Source organism: Blastococcus sp. SYSU DS0828 (genome assembly GCF_054050975.1).
The window spans coordinates 29,943-43,381 of the sequence record NZ_JBJHAK010000029.1; the positions used below are offsets into that span (position 1 = coordinate 29,943).

Consider the following 13,439-nt stretch of genomic DNA (forward strand, 5'->3'; position numbering starts at 1 on the left):
GTACCCCGATGTCCCACGCGTCACCAACCCGCCCCGGAGTGACAGTGGTGACGTGCTGAACGGCCCGATCAGGGGCTCACCCCGAGCGTGCGAGGGGTGAGGAGGTCGGGGTCCCTCTTCAGGTGCGGGGCGTGATCCCGAACGGCGCCAGACCCGCGACGCCGCCGTCCTCGGCGGTGAGCACCCACGGACCCTCGGGGGTGATGGCGACCGTGTGCTCGAAGTGTGCCGCGCGCGACCCGTCCTTCGTGACGACCGTCCAACCGTCCTCGAGCTCCACGGTGGCGGGGTCGCCGACGGTCACCATCGGCTCGATCGCCAGGGCGAGGCCGGGGACGAGCTTGGGGCCACGGCCCGGCCGCCCGTAGTTCAGCACGTGCGGGTCCTGGTGCATCTCCGTGCCGATGCCGTGCCCGCCGTAGTGGTCGACGATGCCGTACGGGTGGCTCTCGGCCCGGATGACCTGCTCGACCGCGGAGCTGATGTCGGTCAGCCGGCCGCCGGCGACGGCACGGGCCAGCCCCGCCCACATCGACCGCTCCGTCACGTCGAGCAGCGCCGCATCCTCGGCAGAGGGCTCCCCCACCGTCACCGTCACGGCGGAATCCCCGTGCCAGCCGTTCAGGATGGCCCCGCAGTCGATCGAGATGTTGTCGCCCGAGGCGAGCGCCCGGTCCTTGTGCGGGATGCCGTGCACGATCTCGTCGTTGATCGACGCGCAGATGCTGCCGGTGAAGCCGTGGTACCCCAGGAACGAGGGCACGGCACCCGCGCTGCGGATGTGGTCCTCGGCGATCGCGTCGAGCTCACCCGTGGTGACCCCCGGGCGGATGGCAGCGCGGACGGCCGCGATCGCTCCCGCGACGACGAGCCCCGCGCCCCGCATCAGCTCGATCTCGTGCGGCGTCTTGATCTGGATCATGCGTCCACTCCACTTCGCGACCAACGGAAGGCGGCCGAGGATGCCTGCCGTCATCTTCCGCGTCGCTCCTTCACCGCACCGGCCGGCCGGTGGCTCACGCCGGCTGACCGGCCTCGCCGTCATCGTCAGCGCCCAGCGCGCGCAGCGCCCGGGCGGTGACCTCCTCGACCGGACCGATCGCGTCGATGCGCGCGAGCAGCCCCTCGTCCTCGTAGAAGCCTGCCACCGGTGCGGTCTGTTCCCGGTACACGTGCAGCCGGTGCCGCACCGTCTCGGGCTTGTCGTCGTCGCGCTGGACCTCTTTACCGTCCACGATCATGCGCCGACCCGAGAGCCGCCGGACCAGCTCGTCCTCGTCGACCACGAGTTCCACGACGCGGTCGAGCTTCTGCCCCAGCTCGGTGAGGGACTCCCGCAGCTGCTCGGCCTGGGCGATGGTGCGCGGGAAGCCATCGAGCAGGAAGCCCGACTCCGCGTCGTCCTCGGCCAGCCGGTCCTTGACCATGGCGACGGTGATCTCGTCGGGCACGAGGTCGCCGGCGTCCATGTAGACCTTGGCCTTCTGGCCCAGCTCCGTCTTCCCGCTCACGTTGGCGCGGAAGATGTCGCCGGTCGAGATCGCGGGGACGCCGAGCTTGGCGGCGATGATCTGCGCCTGGGTGCCCTTGCCCGCTCCGGGGGGGCCCAGGAGGACGATGCGCACTACTTCAGGAACCCTTCGTAGTTGCGCTGATTCAGTTGCGTCTCGATCTGCTTCACCGTCTCCAACCCCACTCCGACCATGATCAGGACAGCGGTTCCACCGAACGGGAAGTTCTGGTTCTGCCCTTCCTGCGTGATCGACAGGAAGAGGTTCGGCAGGACTGCGACCAGACCCAGGTAGATCGACCCCGGAAGCGTGATCCGGGACAGGACGTACTGCAGGTACTCGGCGGTGGGCCGCCCCGGCCGGATGCCCGGGATGAAGCCGCCGTAGCGCTTCATGTCGTCGGCCCGTTCCTCCGGGTTGAACGTGATCGACACGTAGAAGTACGTGAAGAAGATGATCATCGCGAAGTAGATCGCGACGTGGACCGGGCTGCTCTGGTCGATCACGTAGTTCTCGAAGAACCGACGCACCGCTCCGGTCTCGTTGCCCTGGAGCTGGGTGATCAGCTGGGGCAGGTACAGCAGCGACGAGGCGAAGATGACCGGGATGACGCCGGCCTGGTTCACCTTCAGCGGCAGGTAGGTCGACGTGCCGCCGTACATCCGGCGGCCGACCATCCGCTTGGCGTACTGCACCGGGATGCGGCGCTGCGCCTGCTCGACGTAGACCACGGTGCCGATGATCACGACGGCGAAGGCACACACGACGGCGAAGACGATGCCGCCCCGCGTCTGCAGGATCGAGCCGCCCTCGGCCGGGATCCGCGCGGCGATCGAGGTGAAGATCAGCACGGACATGCCGTTGCCGATCCCCTTCTCGGTCAGCAGCTCGCCGAGCCACATGATCAGCGCGGTGCCGGCGGTCAGCGTGATCACCAGGATCACCGTCGTCCAGACCGACTCCGACGGGATGATCTCCTGGCTGCAGTTCGGGAACAGCTGCCCGCTGCGGGCGAGGGCGATGATGCCGGTGCTCTGCAGCACGGCCAGCGCGATGGTGAGGTAGCGGGTGTACTGGGTCAGCTTGGCCTGACCCGACTGCCCTTCCTTCTTCAGCTGCTCGAAGCGCGGGATCACCACCACCAGCAGCTGCACGATGATGCTCGCGGTGATGTAGGGCATGATCCCCAGCGCGAACACGCTCAACCGGAGCAGCGCGCCGCCGGAGAAGAGGTTCACCAGCGAGTAGAGGTCCCGCTGGTCGGAGGCCTGGGCCTGCTCCAGGCAGCTGTTGATCGCCTCCACCGAGACGCCCGGCCCCGGGACCGCCGCCCCCAGCCGGTAGACGGCGATGATCGCCAGGGAGAACAGCAGCTTGCGCCGGAGATCTGGCGTCCGGAACGCCGCGGCGAACGCCTGCAGCACGTGCCCTCCCCTGTTCGGTCGAGTGAGGTTAGCAAGAGAAGGACCCCGTCCCCCTCACCGCTCGCGAGCTCGCGGTGAGCCTCCGGACGGGGCCGAGGGAGGGGAAGGGGTCCTTCTACTCAGAGAACGGTGGTGCTGCCGCCGGCCGCGGCGATCTTCTCGGCAGCCGAGGCGGAGAAGGCGTTCGCGTGCACGTCGACCTTGATCCCGCCGAGGTCACCGGTGCCCAGCACCTTGACCGGCTGGCCGCGGCGCACCGCGCCGGCCTCGGCCAGCGTGTCCGGGTTGACCGCGCCCCCCTGCGGGAACAGCGCCGCGATCCGGTCGAGGTTGACGACCTGGAAGACGACCTTGTTGTTGTTCTTGAAGCCCGAGAGCTTGGGCAGCCGCATGTTCAGCGGGGTCTGCCCACCCTCGAACCGCGCGGAGACGGTGCCCCGCGCGCCGGTGCCCTTGGTACCGCGCCCGGCCGTCTTGCCCTTGGAACCCTCACCACGACCCACGCGGGTCTTCTTGGTGTGGGCGCCGGGGGCCGGACGCAGGTGGTGGACCTTCAGTGTCATAGCGAGTCTTTCCTCAGACCTCTTCGACGCGCACGAGGTGCGGCACCGTCGCGACCATCCCGCGGATCTCGGGACGGTCCTCCTGGACGACCGAGTCGTTGATCTTCTTCAGGCCCAGCGAGCGCAGCGTCTGGCGCTGGTTGGGCTTGGTGCCGATCGCGGACTTGACCTGGGTGACCTTCAGCTGCGCCATCTCAGACCCCCTGACCCGCACGCGCACGCAGCATGGCGGCCGGGGCGACGTCCTCGAGGGGCAGACCACGGCGGGCCGCGATCTCCTCGGGGCGGACGAGGTCCTTCAGCGCCTGCATGGTGGCGTGCACGATGTTGATCGGGTTCGACGAACCGAGGCTCTTCGAGAGCACGTCGTGGATACCGGCGCACTCCAGCACGGCGCGCACCGGGCCACCGGCGATGACACCGGTACCGGGGCTCGCCGGCTTGAGGAGCACGACGCCCGCCGCCGCCTCACCCTGCACGGGGTGCGGGATGGTGCTGGCGATGCGCGGCACCTTGTAGAAGTGCTTCTTCGCCTCCTCGACGCCCTTGGCGATCGCCGCGGGCACCTCCTTGGCCTTGCCGTAGCCGACGCCCACGGTGCCGTCACCGTCGCCCACGATCACCAGAGCGGTGAAGCTGAAGCGCCGACCACCCTTGACGACCTTGGACACGCGGTTGATCGCCACCACGCGCTCGATGTAGTTGCTCTTCTCGGCGGGAGCGCCTCCGGGGCCCCGCCCGCCGTCACGACGGTCGCGGCGCTCGTTGCCGCCGCCGGCGCCGCCGCCGCGTCGCTGTGGTCCTGGCATCAGACGTCCCTCTCGATCTGCTCGCTCGTGCTGGTGCGGTGGCTGGTCATCAGAAGTCCAGCCCACCCTCGCGGGCACCGTCGGCCAGCGCGGCGATGCGCCCGGCGTAGCGGTTGCCCCCGCGGTCGAAGACGACCGCCGTGATGCCGGCGGCCTTCGCGCGCTCGGCCACCAGGGCACCCACCTGGCGGGCCAGGGCGGACTTGTCGCCCTCGGCGCCACGCAGGCTGGCGTCCATGGTCGACGCGCTCACCACGGTGCGGCCGACGGTGTCGTCGACCACCTGCACGTGGATGTGGCGCGAGCTGCGCTTGACCACCAGGCGCGGGCGCTCCGGCGTGCCGGCGACCCGCTTGCGCAGCCGGTTGTGCCGACGCAGGCGCGAGACGCGCCGCGCGGTGCTGATGTCGGTGCCGACGGGCTTGCGGCCGCCGGCGGTCTTCCCGTTCGTGGGAGCAGTTGCCTGAGCCATCACTTACCCGTCTTCCCGACCTTGCGCTTGACGACCTCGCCCTGGTACCGCACGCCCTTGCCCTTGTACGGGTCGGGCTTGCGGATCTTGCGGATCTTGGCCGCCACCTCACCGACCAGCTGCTTGTCGATCCCGCTGACCCGCAGGCGGGTCGGGGACTCGACCGCGAAGGTGATGCCCTCCGGGGCCTTCACCGGCACGGGGTGGCTGAAGCCCAGGGCGAACTCGAGGTCCGAGCCGCGCGCCTGGACGCGGTAACCGACACCGACGATCTCGAGGGTCTTGGTGTACCCCTCGGTGACGCCGGTGATCATGTTGGCGATCAGAGTCCGCGAGAGCCCGTGCAGGGCGCGGCTCTGCCGCTCGTCGTTGGGGCGCTGCACCCGCAGCGTGCCGTCCTCGTCGCGCTCGACGGTGATCGGCGCGGCGACCGTGTGGCTGAGCGTGCCCTTGGGTCCCTTCACGCTGACCGTCTGACCGTCGATGGCGACGTCGACACCACCGGGCACGGCGATCGGGAGTCGTCCGATCCGTGACATTGTCGTTCGCTCCCTTACCAGACGTAGGCGAGGACTTCCCCACCCACGCCCTTCTTGTTCGCCTGCTTGTCGGTCAGCAGCCCGGTCGAGGTCGAGATGATCGCGACGCCGAGGCCGCCGAGGACCTTGGGCAGCGCCGTCGACTTCGCGTACACCCGCAGACCGGGCTTGGAGACCCGCCGGACGCCGGCGATGCTCCGCTCGCGGTTCGGGCCGTACTTGAGGTCGACCACCAGCTGCTTGAACGGCTTGCCGTCGGCGTCGGTCTCGTCCACGCGCCACCCCGCGATGTAGCCCTCCTGCTGGAGGATCTCGGCGATGTGCGTCTTGAGCTTCGACGACGGCATGACCGCGGAGTCGTGGTACGCCTGGTTGGCGTTGCGCAGACGCGTCAGCATGTCTGCGATCGGGTCGGTCATGGTCATGACGTAGTGGTGCCTCTCTCGCCGCGGTTCCTCGTGCGCCGGGTCATCGGGGACTTGGCGCGGGGCCTTTCGGCGATCAGTGGTGCGTTGGTGAGGGGATGGAGCGGCCCGGCCCCGTCCCGGGTCCCACCCTGAGCTTGCGAAGGGTGGGGAGGACGGGGTGTTTTACCAGGAACTCTTGCGAACGCCCGGGAGCTCCCCGGCGTGGGCCATCTCCCGCAGGCAGATCCGGCACAGGCCGAACTTGCGGAACACCGAGTGCGGGCGACCGCACCGCTGGCAGCGGGTGTAGCCACGCACCTTGAACTTCGGGGTGCGGGCCGCCTTGTTGATCAGCGCCTTCTTGGCCATCTCTTCTCTCCTGCCCGGCTCAGCGGACGGTCGTGACGACGGGCTGGCCGGCGAAGGGGAAGCCGAGCTGGCGGAGCAGCTCGCGACCCTCCTCGTCGGTGGTCGCGGTGGTGACCAGCGTGATGTCCATGCCGCGGGGACGGTCGATCTTGTCGACGTCGATCTCGCGGAACATCGACTGCTCGTTCAGCCCGAACGTGTAGTTGCCGTGGCCGTCGAACTGCTTGGGGTTCAGGCCGCGGAAGTCGCGGATGCGGGGCAGCGCCAGCGACAGCAGACGGTCCAGGAACTCCCACATGCGGTCGCCGCGGAGGGTGACCTTCGCGCCGATGGGCATGCCCTCGCGCAGCTTGAACTGCGCGATGGACTTGCGGGCCCGGACGACGGCCGGCTTCTGGCCGGTGATGGCGGTGAGGTCGCGGATCGCGCCGTCCATCAGCTTGGCGTCGCGGGTGGCCTCGCCGACGCCCATGTTGACGACGATCTTCGTCAGGCGCGGGATCTGCATGACGTTCTCGTAGCCGAACTCCGACTGGAGGGCCGGCGTGATCGTCTCGCGGTAGTGGGCGAGCATGCGGGGCAGCTCACGGGTGGGTGCGCTCATGAGGTTCAGAGGTCCTTACCGGTGCGCCGCGAGACCCGGATGCTGCGGCCTTCCTCGTCCTTGCGGTAGCCGACCCGGGTCGGCTTCTCCTCGGAGTCGACCACCATCACGTTGCTCACGTGGATGGGCGCCTCCTGCGTGACGATCCCGCCCTGCTGGGCGCCGCGCTGGGTCGAGCTGATGCGGGTGTGCTTCCGCACGCGACCGACGCCCTCGACCAGGACCCGCTGGAGCTTGGGGTAGGCGGCGATGACGCGGCCCTTGGCTCCCTTGTCCTTGCCGGCCAGCACGAGGACGGTGTCGCCCTTCTTGACCTTCATCGACGGGGTCTTGTCCGCCATGATCACAGCACCTCCGGGGCGAGCGAGATGATCCGCATGAAGCGCTTGTCGCGGAGCTCCCGGCCGACGGGCCCGAAGATGCGCGTCCCGCGCGGGTCGCCGCTGTCGCGGATGATGACCGCGGCGTTCTCGTCGAAGCGGATGTAGGAGCCGTCCGGACGACGGCGCTCCTTCACGGTGCGGACGACGACGGCCTTGACGACGTCACCCTTCTTGACGCCTGCACCGGGCAGCGCGTCCTTCACGGTGCCGACGATGATGTCGCCGATGCCCGCGTAGCGTCGCCCGGAGCCGCCGAGCACCCGGATGCAGAGGATCTCCTTCGCACCGGTGTTGTCGGCGACGCGCAGCCGCGACTCCTGCTGGATCACGTCCTACTCCCAAATACTTGTGGTGACAGCCGGGCCGGAACGGTGAACCGGCTGTCCGGCACTCGCGTGCGGACGCACCGGCGGCAGTTGCCGCCGGTGCGTCCGAAGCACGGGTACCGGGATGTGGCGCGCGACCCCCTCGAGCCACGAGGTGCGCGCCAGTCGTTCAGCGTACTCCTACCTGGGGCGACCCTGCCGGGCCGCCTCCTGCAGGACTACTTGGCCTTCTCGATGACCTCGACCAGCCGCCACCGCTTGGTGGCCGACGTCGGCCGGGTCTCCATGATCTGCACGCGGTCACCGACACCGGCGACGCCCTGCTCGTCGTGCGCCTTCAGCTTGCTCGTCCGGCGGATGACCTTGCCGTACAGGCCGTGCTTCACGCGGTCCTCGACCTCGACGACGATGGTCTTCTCCATCTTGTCGCTGACGACGAGGCCCTCGCGGACCTTGCGGTAGCCACGGCCGGCCAGGCCGGGGCCGGACGACTCCTGGGTCTCGCTCATGCCACACCCTCGTTCGGGGCGACCGAGAGACCCAGCTCGCGCTCGCGCATGATCGTGTAGATCCGGGCGATGTCGCGGCGGACGGTCTGCAGTCGCCGATTGTTGTCCAGCTGGCCGGTGGCCACCTGGAACCGCAGGTTGAACAGTTCTTCCTTCGACTCGCGCAGCCGCGAGGCGAGCTCGTCAGCAGAGAGCTCGCGCAGCTCGGGAGCGGTCAGACCGGCGGCCATCACACTTCTCCTTCACGCGTGATGAAGCGGCACTTCATCGGCAGCTTGTGGATCGCACGACGCATGGCCTCGCGGGCCACGGGCTCGGCGACCCCGGACAGCTCGAACAGCACTCGACCGGGCTTGACGTTGGCCACCCACCACTCGGGCGAACCCTTACCGGAACCCATGCGGGTCTCGGCGGGCTTCTTCGTCAGCGGACGGTCGGGGTAGATCGAGATCCACACCTTCCCGCCACGACGGATGTGCCGGGTCATCGCGATACGCGCCGACTCGATCTGCCGGTTGGTGACGTAGGCCGGCTCCAGGGCCTGGATGGCGTACTCACCGAAGTTGATCTCGGTGCCGCCCTTGGCCCGGCCGGAGCGGCTCGGGTGGTGCTGCTTGCGGTGCTTGACGCGCCGTGGGATGAGCATGGCTCAGCTCTCCGTGTTCTCGGTGGCCGTCTCGGCGGCTGCCGTGCCCTGCGGGCCGGCTGCCTCGGCGACGGTCTGCTCGGGAGCGACCTCACCGGAGGTCTGCGCGACCACGGCGTCGGTGGTCTCGGCCACCGGCCCCGTCGTGGACTCGGCAGCGGCGCGGCCGGCCTCGGTGCCACCAGCGGTGGTGCCCGAGGAACCCGAGCGGCGCTGGGGCCGCTGCGCGCGCTCACGTCGCTGCTGACGCTGGGCGAGGGCCTCGAGGGCCTCCCGCTCGGCGCGCGAGCCGCTGACGTCGCCCTTGTAGATCCACACCTTGACGCCGATGCGACCGAAGGTCGTACGGGCCTCGTAGATGCCGTAGTCGATGTTCGCCCGGAGGGTGTGCAGGGGCACCCGGCCCTCGCGGTAGAACTCCGAGCGGCTCATCTCGGTGCCGCCGAGGCGACCCGAGCACTGCACCCGGATGCCCTTGACCTGCGGGCTGCGCTGGGCGGACTGCATCGCCTTGCGCATGGCGCGACGGAAGCTCACCCGGCTGGAGAGCTGCTCGGCGACGCCCTGGGCGACCAGCTGCGCGTCGGACTCGGGGTTCTTGACCTCGAGGATGTTCAGCTGCACCTGCTTGCCGGTCAGCTTCTCCAGCTCGCCGCGGATGCGGTCCGCCTCGGCGCCGCGGCGCCCGATGACGATGCCCGGACGGGCGGTGTGGATGTCGACGCGGACCCGGTCACGGGTGCGCTCGATCTCCACCTTGGAGATGCCGGCCCGCTCCATGCCCTTGGACATGAGCTTGCGGATCGCGACGTCTTCCTTGACGTAGTCCTTGTACAGCTTGTCCGCGTACCACCGGGACTTGTAGTCGGTGGTGATCCCGAGCCGGAACCCGTGCGGGTTGACCTTCTGACCCACTATCGGGTCCCTCCCCTCGTGTTGCTGGTGGACTGCTGGGTGGCCGGGCCGGACTGGCCGGTGTCCCGGCGCGCCTTGCGCGACTTCTGCGCGAGGACGGCGCTGCTGGCGACCTCGCTCACCTCGATGGTGATGTGGCTGGTCCGCTTGTTGATGCGGAACGCCCGGCCCTGCGCACGCGGACGGATCCGCTTGAGCGTCGGCCCCTCGTCGACGTACGCCGCGCTGACCACGAGTGCAGCCGGGTCCAGCTGCAGGTTGTGCTCGGCGTTGGCCACCGCGCTGGCGACCACCTTGGCGACCGGCTCGCTCGCCGACTGCGGGGCGAAGCGCAGCAGCGCCAGGGCCTCGTCGGTCGGCAGGTAGCGGATCAGGTCCACCACGCGGCGGGCCTTCATGGGGGTCACGCGGACGAACCGGGCCGTAGCCCGGGCGACCGGCGCCTCCTGTCCCAACTGGGAAGTCATCTGAATCTCTCTCTACCTGGTCAGCCCCGCCGCGAGCGGCGGTCGTCCTTGACGTGCCCGCGGAAGGTGCGCGTGGGCGCGAACTCCCCGAGCTTGTGCCCGACCATCGCCTCGGTCACGAACACCGGGACGTGCTTGCGGCCGTCGTGCACCGCGAGGGTGTGGCCGAGCATGTCCGGGATGATCGTCGAACGGCGTGACCAGGTACGGATCACGTTCTTGGTGCCCTTGGCGTTCTGGGCGTCCACCTTGGCGAGCAGGTGGTCGTCGACGAACGGGCCCTTCTTCAGGCTGCGTGGCATATCTGTCGGACTCCTCTACCCGCTCAGCGCTTCTTGTTGGTGCGCCGGCGGCGCACGATCAGGGCGTCACTTGCCTTCCGCTTGCGCGTCCGGCCCTCCGGCTTGCCCTTCGGGTTCACCGGGTGGCGACCACCGGAGGTCTTGCCCTCACCGCCACCGTGCGGGTGGTCGACCGGGTTCATCGCCACACCGCGGACGGTCGGGCGCTTGCCCTTCCACCGCATACGGCCGGCCTTGCCCCAGTTGATGTTCGACTGCTCGGCGTTGCCCACCTCGCCGACGGTCGCGCGGCAGCGCACGTCGACGTTGCGGATCTCCCCCGACGGCATGCGCAGCTGCGCGAAGCGACCCTCGCGGGCGACCAGCTGGACGCTGGTCCCCGCGGAACGGGCGATCTTCGCGCCGCCACCGGGACGGAGCTCGATGGCGTGAACCACGGTGCCGACCGGGATGTTCCGCAGCGGCAGGTTGTTGCCCGGCTTGATGTCGGCCGTGGGGCCGCACTCCACCGTGTCGCCCTGCTTCAGCCGCGCCGGCGCGATGATGTAGCGCTTCTCGCCATCGGCGAAGTGCAGGAGCGCGATCCGGGAGGTGCGGTTCGGGTCGTACTCGATGTGCGCGACCTTGGCCGGCACGCCGTCCTTGTCGGCACGACGGAAGTCGATCACCCGGTAGGCGCGCTTGTGGCCGCCACCCTGGTGGCGAGCGGTGACCTTCCCGTGCACGTTGCGCCCGCCACGACCGTGCAGCGGTCGGACCAGCGACTTCTCGGGGTGGTCTCGCGTGACCTCGGCGAAGTCGGCGACGCTGGAGCCGCGGCGGCCCGGCGTCGTCGGCTTGTACTTGCGGATAGCCATTGCTGACTCAGTCCTCTATCTCTGGTCCGAAACGGTCACGGCGCTCAGGCGCCGGGACCACCGAAGATCTCGATGCGGTCGCCGGCAGCCACGGAGACGATGGCGCGCTTGGTGTCCTTGCGCTTGCCCATCTGGGTACCCCGGCTGCGCTTGCGCTTGCCCTGGCGGTTGATCGTGTTCACGCCGAGGACCTTCACCTTGAAGATCTGCTCGACCGCGATCTTGATCTGCGTCTTGTTGGCGTCCGGCCGCACGATGAACGTGTACTGGTTGCCATCCAGCAGGCCGTAGCTCTTCTCGGAGATGACCGGGGCGAGCAGGACGTCCCGGGGGTCGCGGACGCTCATGCCTTCTCCTCGGTGGTCTCTTCGACGGTGCCCTCGCCGGCGGCGGGGGCGATGGACGGGATGCCACCGGGGATCTCGGAGGTGGCGAGGTCGGGCAGGTCGGCGCCGGAGCGCTTGCCCTTGGCCGGACCGGCGACGAACTCGGCCAGCGCCGCCTCGGTGAAGATGACCTCGTCGGAGACCAGCACGTCGTAGGTGTTGAGCTGGCCGGCCTCGATGAGGTGCACCTCGGGGACGTTGCGCAGGCTGACCCAGTTGAGGACGTCGTCGCGGTCGAGGACCACCAGGACCCGCTTGGCCTGGGTGACGGCGTTCAGCGTGGCCAGCGCGGCCTTCGTCTTGGGGGCGTCGCCGTCGACGAACGCGGAGACCACGTGCACCCGGCCCTCGCGGGCCCGGTCGGAGAGGGCACCGCGCAGGGCGGCGGCCTTCATCTTCTTCGGGGTCTTCTGCTCGTAGTTGCGCGGCTGCGGGCCGTGGACGATGCCACCACCGGTGAACTGCGGCGCGCGGATCGAGCCCTGGCGGGCACGCCCGGTGCCCTTCTGGCGGTACGGCTTCGCGCCACCGCCGGCGACCTGACCCCGCGACTTGGTGGCGTGGGTGCCCTGGCGGGCAGCCGCCAGCTGCGCGACGACGACCTGGTGCATCAGGGAGACGTTCGCACTGGCGTCGAAGAGCTCACCGGGCAGCGTCACGCTGCCGGAGGTCTCCCCCGCCGGGGTGCGGACGTCGACCTGGCGGTCGGTGCGCGTCTCGGTCGATGAGGTCACTTGTCGTCACTCCCCACGGGACCGCCCTTGACGGCCGAACGGACGAGCACGAGGCCGCCCTTCGGGCCGGGGATGGCGCCCTTGATCAGCAGCAGACCCCGCTCGGTGTCCACCTTGTGGACGACGAGCGACAGGGTCGTGGTCTTGACCGCACCCATGCGGCCGGCCATGCGCAGGCCCTTGAAGACCCGGCCCGGCGTCGACGCGCCACCGATGGAACCCGGCGACCGGTGCTTGCGCTGGGTGCCGTGCGAGGCGCCGAGGCCCTTGAACCCGTGGCGCTTCATGACACCGGCGGTGCCCTTGCCCTTGCTGGTGCCGATGACGTCGACCTTCGCGACGCCGTCGAACACGTCGGCGGTCAGCTCCTGGCCGACCGTGTAGTTCCCCGCGTCGGAGGTGCGCAGCTCCACCAGGTGGCGCCGCGGCGTCACGCCCGCCTTGGTGAAGTGCCCGCCCTCGGGCTTGTTCACCTTGCGCGGGTCGATCTCACCGAACCCGAGCTGGACGGCGGAGTAGCCGTCGACCTCGGGGGTGCGCACCTGGGTCACCACACACGGGCCCGTCTTGACGACGGTCACCGGCACGAGGCGGTTGTTCTCGTCGAAAACCTGGGTCATCCCCAGCTTCTCGCCGAGGAGACCACGGAATGTGCTCGCCATGTCTGCTGACTGCCCTTACTGAATGTTGACGTCGACCGAGGCCGGCAGGTCGATGCGCATGAGCGCGTCGACCGTCTTCGGCGTCGGGTCGAGGATGTCGATGAGCCGCTTGTGGGTCCGCATCTCGAAGTGCTCGAAGGAGTCCTTGTACTTGTGCGGAGACCGGATCACGGCGTACACGTTCTTCTCCGTCGGCAGCGGCACCGGGCCGACGACGCGCGCTCCGGTCTTCGTCACCGTCTCCACGATGCGCCGCGCCGAGGCATCGATCGCCTCGTGGTCGTAGGCCTTCAGCCGGATGCGGATCTTCTGTCCCGCCATCGCCTGTTCTCGCTCCTGCCGATCGGTTGTGAAAGATCAAGTGGGTCTGTTGACCCGGTGGGTCCAGGACCCGGGAGGGCTCGGGCGGCGTGCCGCCCCGAGCCCATGGCCGGGGGGGGGGGGGGGGGGGGGGGGGGGGGGGGGGGGGGGGGGGGGGGGGGGGGGGGGGGGGGGGGGGGGGGGGGGGCGGGGGGGGGGGGCGGGGCCGGGGGCGCCGCCCCCCCCCCCCCCGC

24 protein-coding genes are annotated in these 13,439 nt (G+C 69.7%); all 24 read right to left on the minus strand.

From position 1 onward, the window contains the following. Window positions 1–118 precede the first annotated feature (118 nt). Window positions 119–976 (minus strand): type I methionyl aminopeptidase, encoded by an 858-nt coding sequence (map, locus tag ACI79Q_RS18530; RefSeq protein ID WP_456590443.1) that lies wholly within the window; start codon window positions 974–976, stop codon window positions 119–121. 40 nt (window positions 977–1,016) lie between these two features. Further along, a complete protein-coding gene (locus ACI79Q_RS18535) occupies window positions 1,017–1,625 on the minus strand; it encodes an adenylate kinase (protein WP_456590444.1) in 609 nt (202 codons plus the stop codon). After that, complete coding sequence (gene secY / locus ACI79Q_RS18540; RefSeq protein WP_456590445.1) at window positions 1,625–2,935, minus strand: preprotein translocase subunit SecY; 1,311 nt, start codon at window positions 2,933–2,935, stop codon at window positions 1,625–1,627. Before secY ends, ACI79Q_RS18535 begins: the two co-directional genes overlap by 1 nt. A 119-nt stretch (window positions 2,936–3,054) precedes the next feature. Next, window positions 3,055–3,498 (minus strand): 50S ribosomal protein L15, encoded by a 444-nt coding sequence (gene rplO / locus ACI79Q_RS18545; RefSeq protein ID WP_456590446.1) that lies wholly within the window; start codon window positions 3,496–3,498, stop codon window positions 3,055–3,057. 13 nt (window positions 3,499–3,511) lie between these two features. Then, window positions 3,512–3,691: a 50S ribosomal protein L30 gene (gene rpmD, locus ACI79Q_RS18550; protein ID WP_284491275.1), complete on the minus strand. Its 180-nt coding sequence runs from the start codon at window positions 3,689–3,691 to the stop codon at window positions 3,512–3,514. A gap of 1 nt (window position 3,692) precedes the next feature. Beyond that, window positions 3,693–4,307, minus strand: coding sequence for a 30S ribosomal protein S5 (gene rpsE / locus ACI79Q_RS18555; protein WP_456615159.1), 615 nt, complete (start codon window positions 4,305–4,307; stop codon window positions 3,693–3,695). Between the two features lie 49 nt (window positions 4,308–4,356). Beyond that, window positions 4,357–4,779 (minus strand): 50S ribosomal protein L18, encoded by a 423-nt coding sequence (gene rplR / locus ACI79Q_RS18560; RefSeq protein ID WP_456590447.1) that lies wholly within the window; start codon window positions 4,777–4,779, stop codon window positions 4,357–4,359. Continuing rightward, window positions 4,779–5,318, minus strand: a complete 540-nt coding sequence (gene rplF / locus ACI79Q_RS18565) for a 50S ribosomal protein L6 (protein WP_456590448.1) — start codon at window positions 5,316–5,318, stop codon at window positions 4,779–4,781. Before rplF ends, rplR begins: the two co-directional genes overlap by 1 nt. A gap of 14 nt (window positions 5,319–5,332) precedes the next feature. Continuing rightward, complete coding sequence (gene rpsH, locus ACI79Q_RS18570) at window positions 5,333–5,743, minus strand: 30S ribosomal protein S8 (protein ID WP_456590449.1); 411 nt, start codon at window positions 5,741–5,743, stop codon at window positions 5,333–5,335. 165 nt (window positions 5,744–5,908) lie between these two features. Then, entirely contained in the window at window positions 5,909–6,094 is a 186-nt protein-coding gene (locus ACI79Q_RS18575) for a type Z 30S ribosomal protein S14 (protein ID WP_091929101.1), read from the minus strand. 19 nt (window positions 6,095–6,113) lie between these two features. After that, window positions 6,114–6,698, minus strand: coding sequence for a 50S ribosomal protein L5 (gene rplE / locus ACI79Q_RS18580; RefSeq protein WP_456615160.1), 585 nt, complete (start codon window positions 6,696–6,698; stop codon window positions 6,114–6,116). Between the two features lie 5 nt (window positions 6,699–6,703). Continuing rightward, complete coding sequence (gene rplX, locus ACI79Q_RS18585) at window positions 6,704–7,039, minus strand: 50S ribosomal protein L24 (RefSeq protein WP_456590451.1); 336 nt, start codon at window positions 7,037–7,039, stop codon at window positions 6,704–6,706. 2 nt (window positions 7,040–7,041) lie between these two features. Further along, window positions 7,042–7,410: a 50S ribosomal protein L14 gene (gene rplN, locus ACI79Q_RS18590; protein ID WP_305998210.1), complete on the minus strand. Its 369-nt coding sequence runs from the start codon at window positions 7,408–7,410 to the stop codon at window positions 7,042–7,044. Between the two features lie 215 nt (window positions 7,411–7,625). Beyond that, complete coding sequence (rpsQ, locus tag ACI79Q_RS18595) at window positions 7,626–7,916, minus strand: 30S ribosomal protein S17 (protein ID WP_456590452.1); 291 nt, start codon at window positions 7,914–7,916, stop codon at window positions 7,626–7,628. Continuing rightward, the gene (gene rpmC / locus ACI79Q_RS18600; RefSeq protein ID WP_097194642.1) at window positions 7,913–8,146 is read right to left on the minus strand and encodes a 50S ribosomal protein L29; all 234 of its coding nucleotides are present in this window, start codon (window positions 8,144–8,146) and stop codon (window positions 7,913–7,915) included. Before rpmC ends, rpsQ begins: the two co-directional genes overlap by 4 nt. Continuing rightward, window positions 8,146–8,562, minus strand: coding sequence for a 50S ribosomal protein L16 (rplP, locus tag ACI79Q_RS18605; protein ID WP_014377986.1), 417 nt, complete (start codon window positions 8,560–8,562; stop codon window positions 8,146–8,148). Before rplP ends, rpmC begins: the two co-directional genes overlap by 1 nt. Window positions 8,563–8,565: 3 nt before the next feature. Beyond that, the gene (gene rpsC / locus ACI79Q_RS18610; protein WP_456590453.1) at window positions 8,566–9,477 is read right to left on the minus strand and encodes a 30S ribosomal protein S3; all 912 of its coding nucleotides are present in this window, start codon (window positions 9,475–9,477) and stop codon (window positions 8,566–8,568) included. Next, window positions 9,477–9,944: a 50S ribosomal protein L22 gene (gene rplV, locus ACI79Q_RS18615; RefSeq protein WP_091929107.1), complete on the minus strand. Its 468-nt coding sequence runs from the start codon at window positions 9,942–9,944 to the stop codon at window positions 9,477–9,479. The genes rpsC and rplV overlap by 1 nt, the downstream gene beginning before the upstream one ends. A gap of 20 nt (window positions 9,945–9,964) precedes the next feature. Next, complete coding sequence (rpsS, locus tag ACI79Q_RS18620; protein WP_236825796.1) at window positions 9,965–10,246, minus strand: 30S ribosomal protein S19; 282 nt, start codon at window positions 10,244–10,246, stop codon at window positions 9,965–9,967. Window positions 10,247–10,269: 23 nt separating this feature from the next. Next, window positions 10,270–11,103 (minus strand): 50S ribosomal protein L2, encoded by an 834-nt coding sequence (gene rplB / locus ACI79Q_RS18625; RefSeq protein WP_456590454.1) that lies wholly within the window; start codon window positions 11,101–11,103, stop codon window positions 10,270–10,272. 44 nt (window positions 11,104–11,147) lie between these two features. Then, a complete protein-coding gene (gene rplW / locus ACI79Q_RS18630; RefSeq protein ID WP_347058012.1) occupies window positions 11,148–11,450 on the minus strand; it encodes a 50S ribosomal protein L23 in 303 nt (100 codons plus the stop codon). After that, window positions 11,447–12,223 (minus strand): 50S ribosomal protein L4, encoded by a 777-nt coding sequence (rplD, locus tag ACI79Q_RS18635; RefSeq protein ID WP_456590455.1) that lies wholly within the window; start codon window positions 12,221–12,223, stop codon window positions 11,447–11,449. The genes rplW and rplD overlap by 4 nt, the downstream gene beginning before the upstream one ends. Next, window positions 12,220–12,885 carry a 50S ribosomal protein L3 gene (gene rplC / locus ACI79Q_RS18640; protein WP_456590456.1) on the minus strand — a complete coding sequence of 222 codons (666 nt, stop codon included), beginning with the start codon at window positions 12,883–12,885 and terminating at the stop codon, window positions 12,220–12,222. The genes rplD and rplC overlap by 4 nt, the downstream gene beginning before the upstream one ends. 15 nt (window positions 12,886–12,900) lie before the next feature. Then, window positions 12,901–13,206, minus strand: a complete 306-nt coding sequence (rpsJ, locus tag ACI79Q_RS18645; protein ID WP_014377994.1) for a 30S ribosomal protein S10 — start codon at window positions 13,204–13,206, stop codon at window positions 12,901–12,903. Window positions 13,207–13,439 lie beyond the last annotated feature (233 nt).

Bases quoted from the DNA above. Each gene is read 5' to 3' on its own strand.
- rpsH (WP_456590449.1), bottom strand. From the start codon at position 5,743: ATGACCATGACCGACCCGATCGCAGACATGCTGACGCGTCTGCGCAAC.
- rplV (WP_091929107.1), bottom strand. From the start codon at position 9,944: ATGACTTCCCAGTTGGGACAGGAGGCGCCGGTCGCCCGGGCTACGGCC.
- rpsJ (WP_014377994.1), bottom strand. From the start codon at position 13,206: ATGGCGGGACAGAAGATCCGCATCCGGCTGAAGGCCTACGACCACGAG.
- rplO (WP_456590446.1), bottom strand. From the start codon at position 3,498: ATGACACTGAAGGTCCACCACCTGCGTCCGGCCCCCGGCGCCCACACC.
- rpsS (WP_236825796.1), bottom strand. From the start codon at position 10,246: ATGCCACGCAGCCTGAAGAAGGGCCCGTTCGTCGACGACCACCTGCTC.
- rpsE (WP_456615159.1), bottom strand. From the start codon at position 4,307: ATGCCAGGACCACAGCGACGCGGCGGCGGCGCCGGCGGCGGCAACGAG.
- map (WP_456590443.1), bottom strand. From the start codon at position 976: ATGACGGCAGGCATCCTCGGCCGCCTTCCGTTGGTCGCGAAGTGGAGT.
- rplE (WP_456615160.1), bottom strand. From the start codon at position 6,698: ATGAGCGCACCCACCCGTGAGCTGCCCCGCATGCTCGCCCACTACCGC.
- rpsQ (WP_456590452.1), bottom strand. From the start codon at position 7,916: ATGAGCGAGACCCAGGAGTCGTCCGGCCCCGGCCTGGCCGGCCGTGGC.
- rplP (WP_014377986.1), bottom strand. From the start codon at position 8,562: ATGCTCATCCCACGGCGCGTCAAGCACCGCAAGCAGCACCACCCGAGC.
- rpmD (WP_284491275.1), bottom strand. From the start codon at position 3,691: ATGGCGCAGCTGAAGGTCACCCAGGTCAAGTCCGCGATCGGCACCAAG.
- rpmC (WP_097194642.1), bottom strand. From the start codon at position 8,146: ATGGCCGCCGGTCTGACCGCTCCCGAGCTGCGCGAGCTCTCTGCTGAC.
- rplC (WP_456590456.1), bottom strand. From the start codon at position 12,885: ATGGCGAGCACATTCCGTGGTCTCCTCGGCGAGAAGCTGGGGATGACC.
- rplX (WP_456590451.1), bottom strand. From the start codon at position 7,039: ATGGCGGACAAGACCCCGTCGATGAAGGTCAAGAAGGGCGACACCGTC.
- rplB (WP_456590454.1), bottom strand. From the start codon at position 11,103: ATGGCTATCCGCAAGTACAAGCCGACGACGCCGGGCCGCCGCGGCTCC.
- rplF (WP_456590448.1), bottom strand. From the start codon at position 5,318: ATGTCACGGATCGGACGACTCCCGATCGCCGTGCCCGGTGGTGTCGAC.
- ACI79Q_RS18575 (WP_091929101.1), bottom strand. From the start codon at position 6,094: ATGGCCAAGAAGGCGCTGATCAACAAGGCGGCCCGCACCCCGAAGTTC.
- rplR (WP_456590447.1), bottom strand. From the start codon at position 4,779: ATGGCTCAGGCAACTGCTCCCACGAACGGGAAGACCGCCGGCGGCCGC.
- rplW (WP_347058012.1), bottom strand. From the start codon at position 11,450: ATGAGCGTCCGCGACCCCCGGGACGTCCTGCTCGCCCCGGTCATCTCC.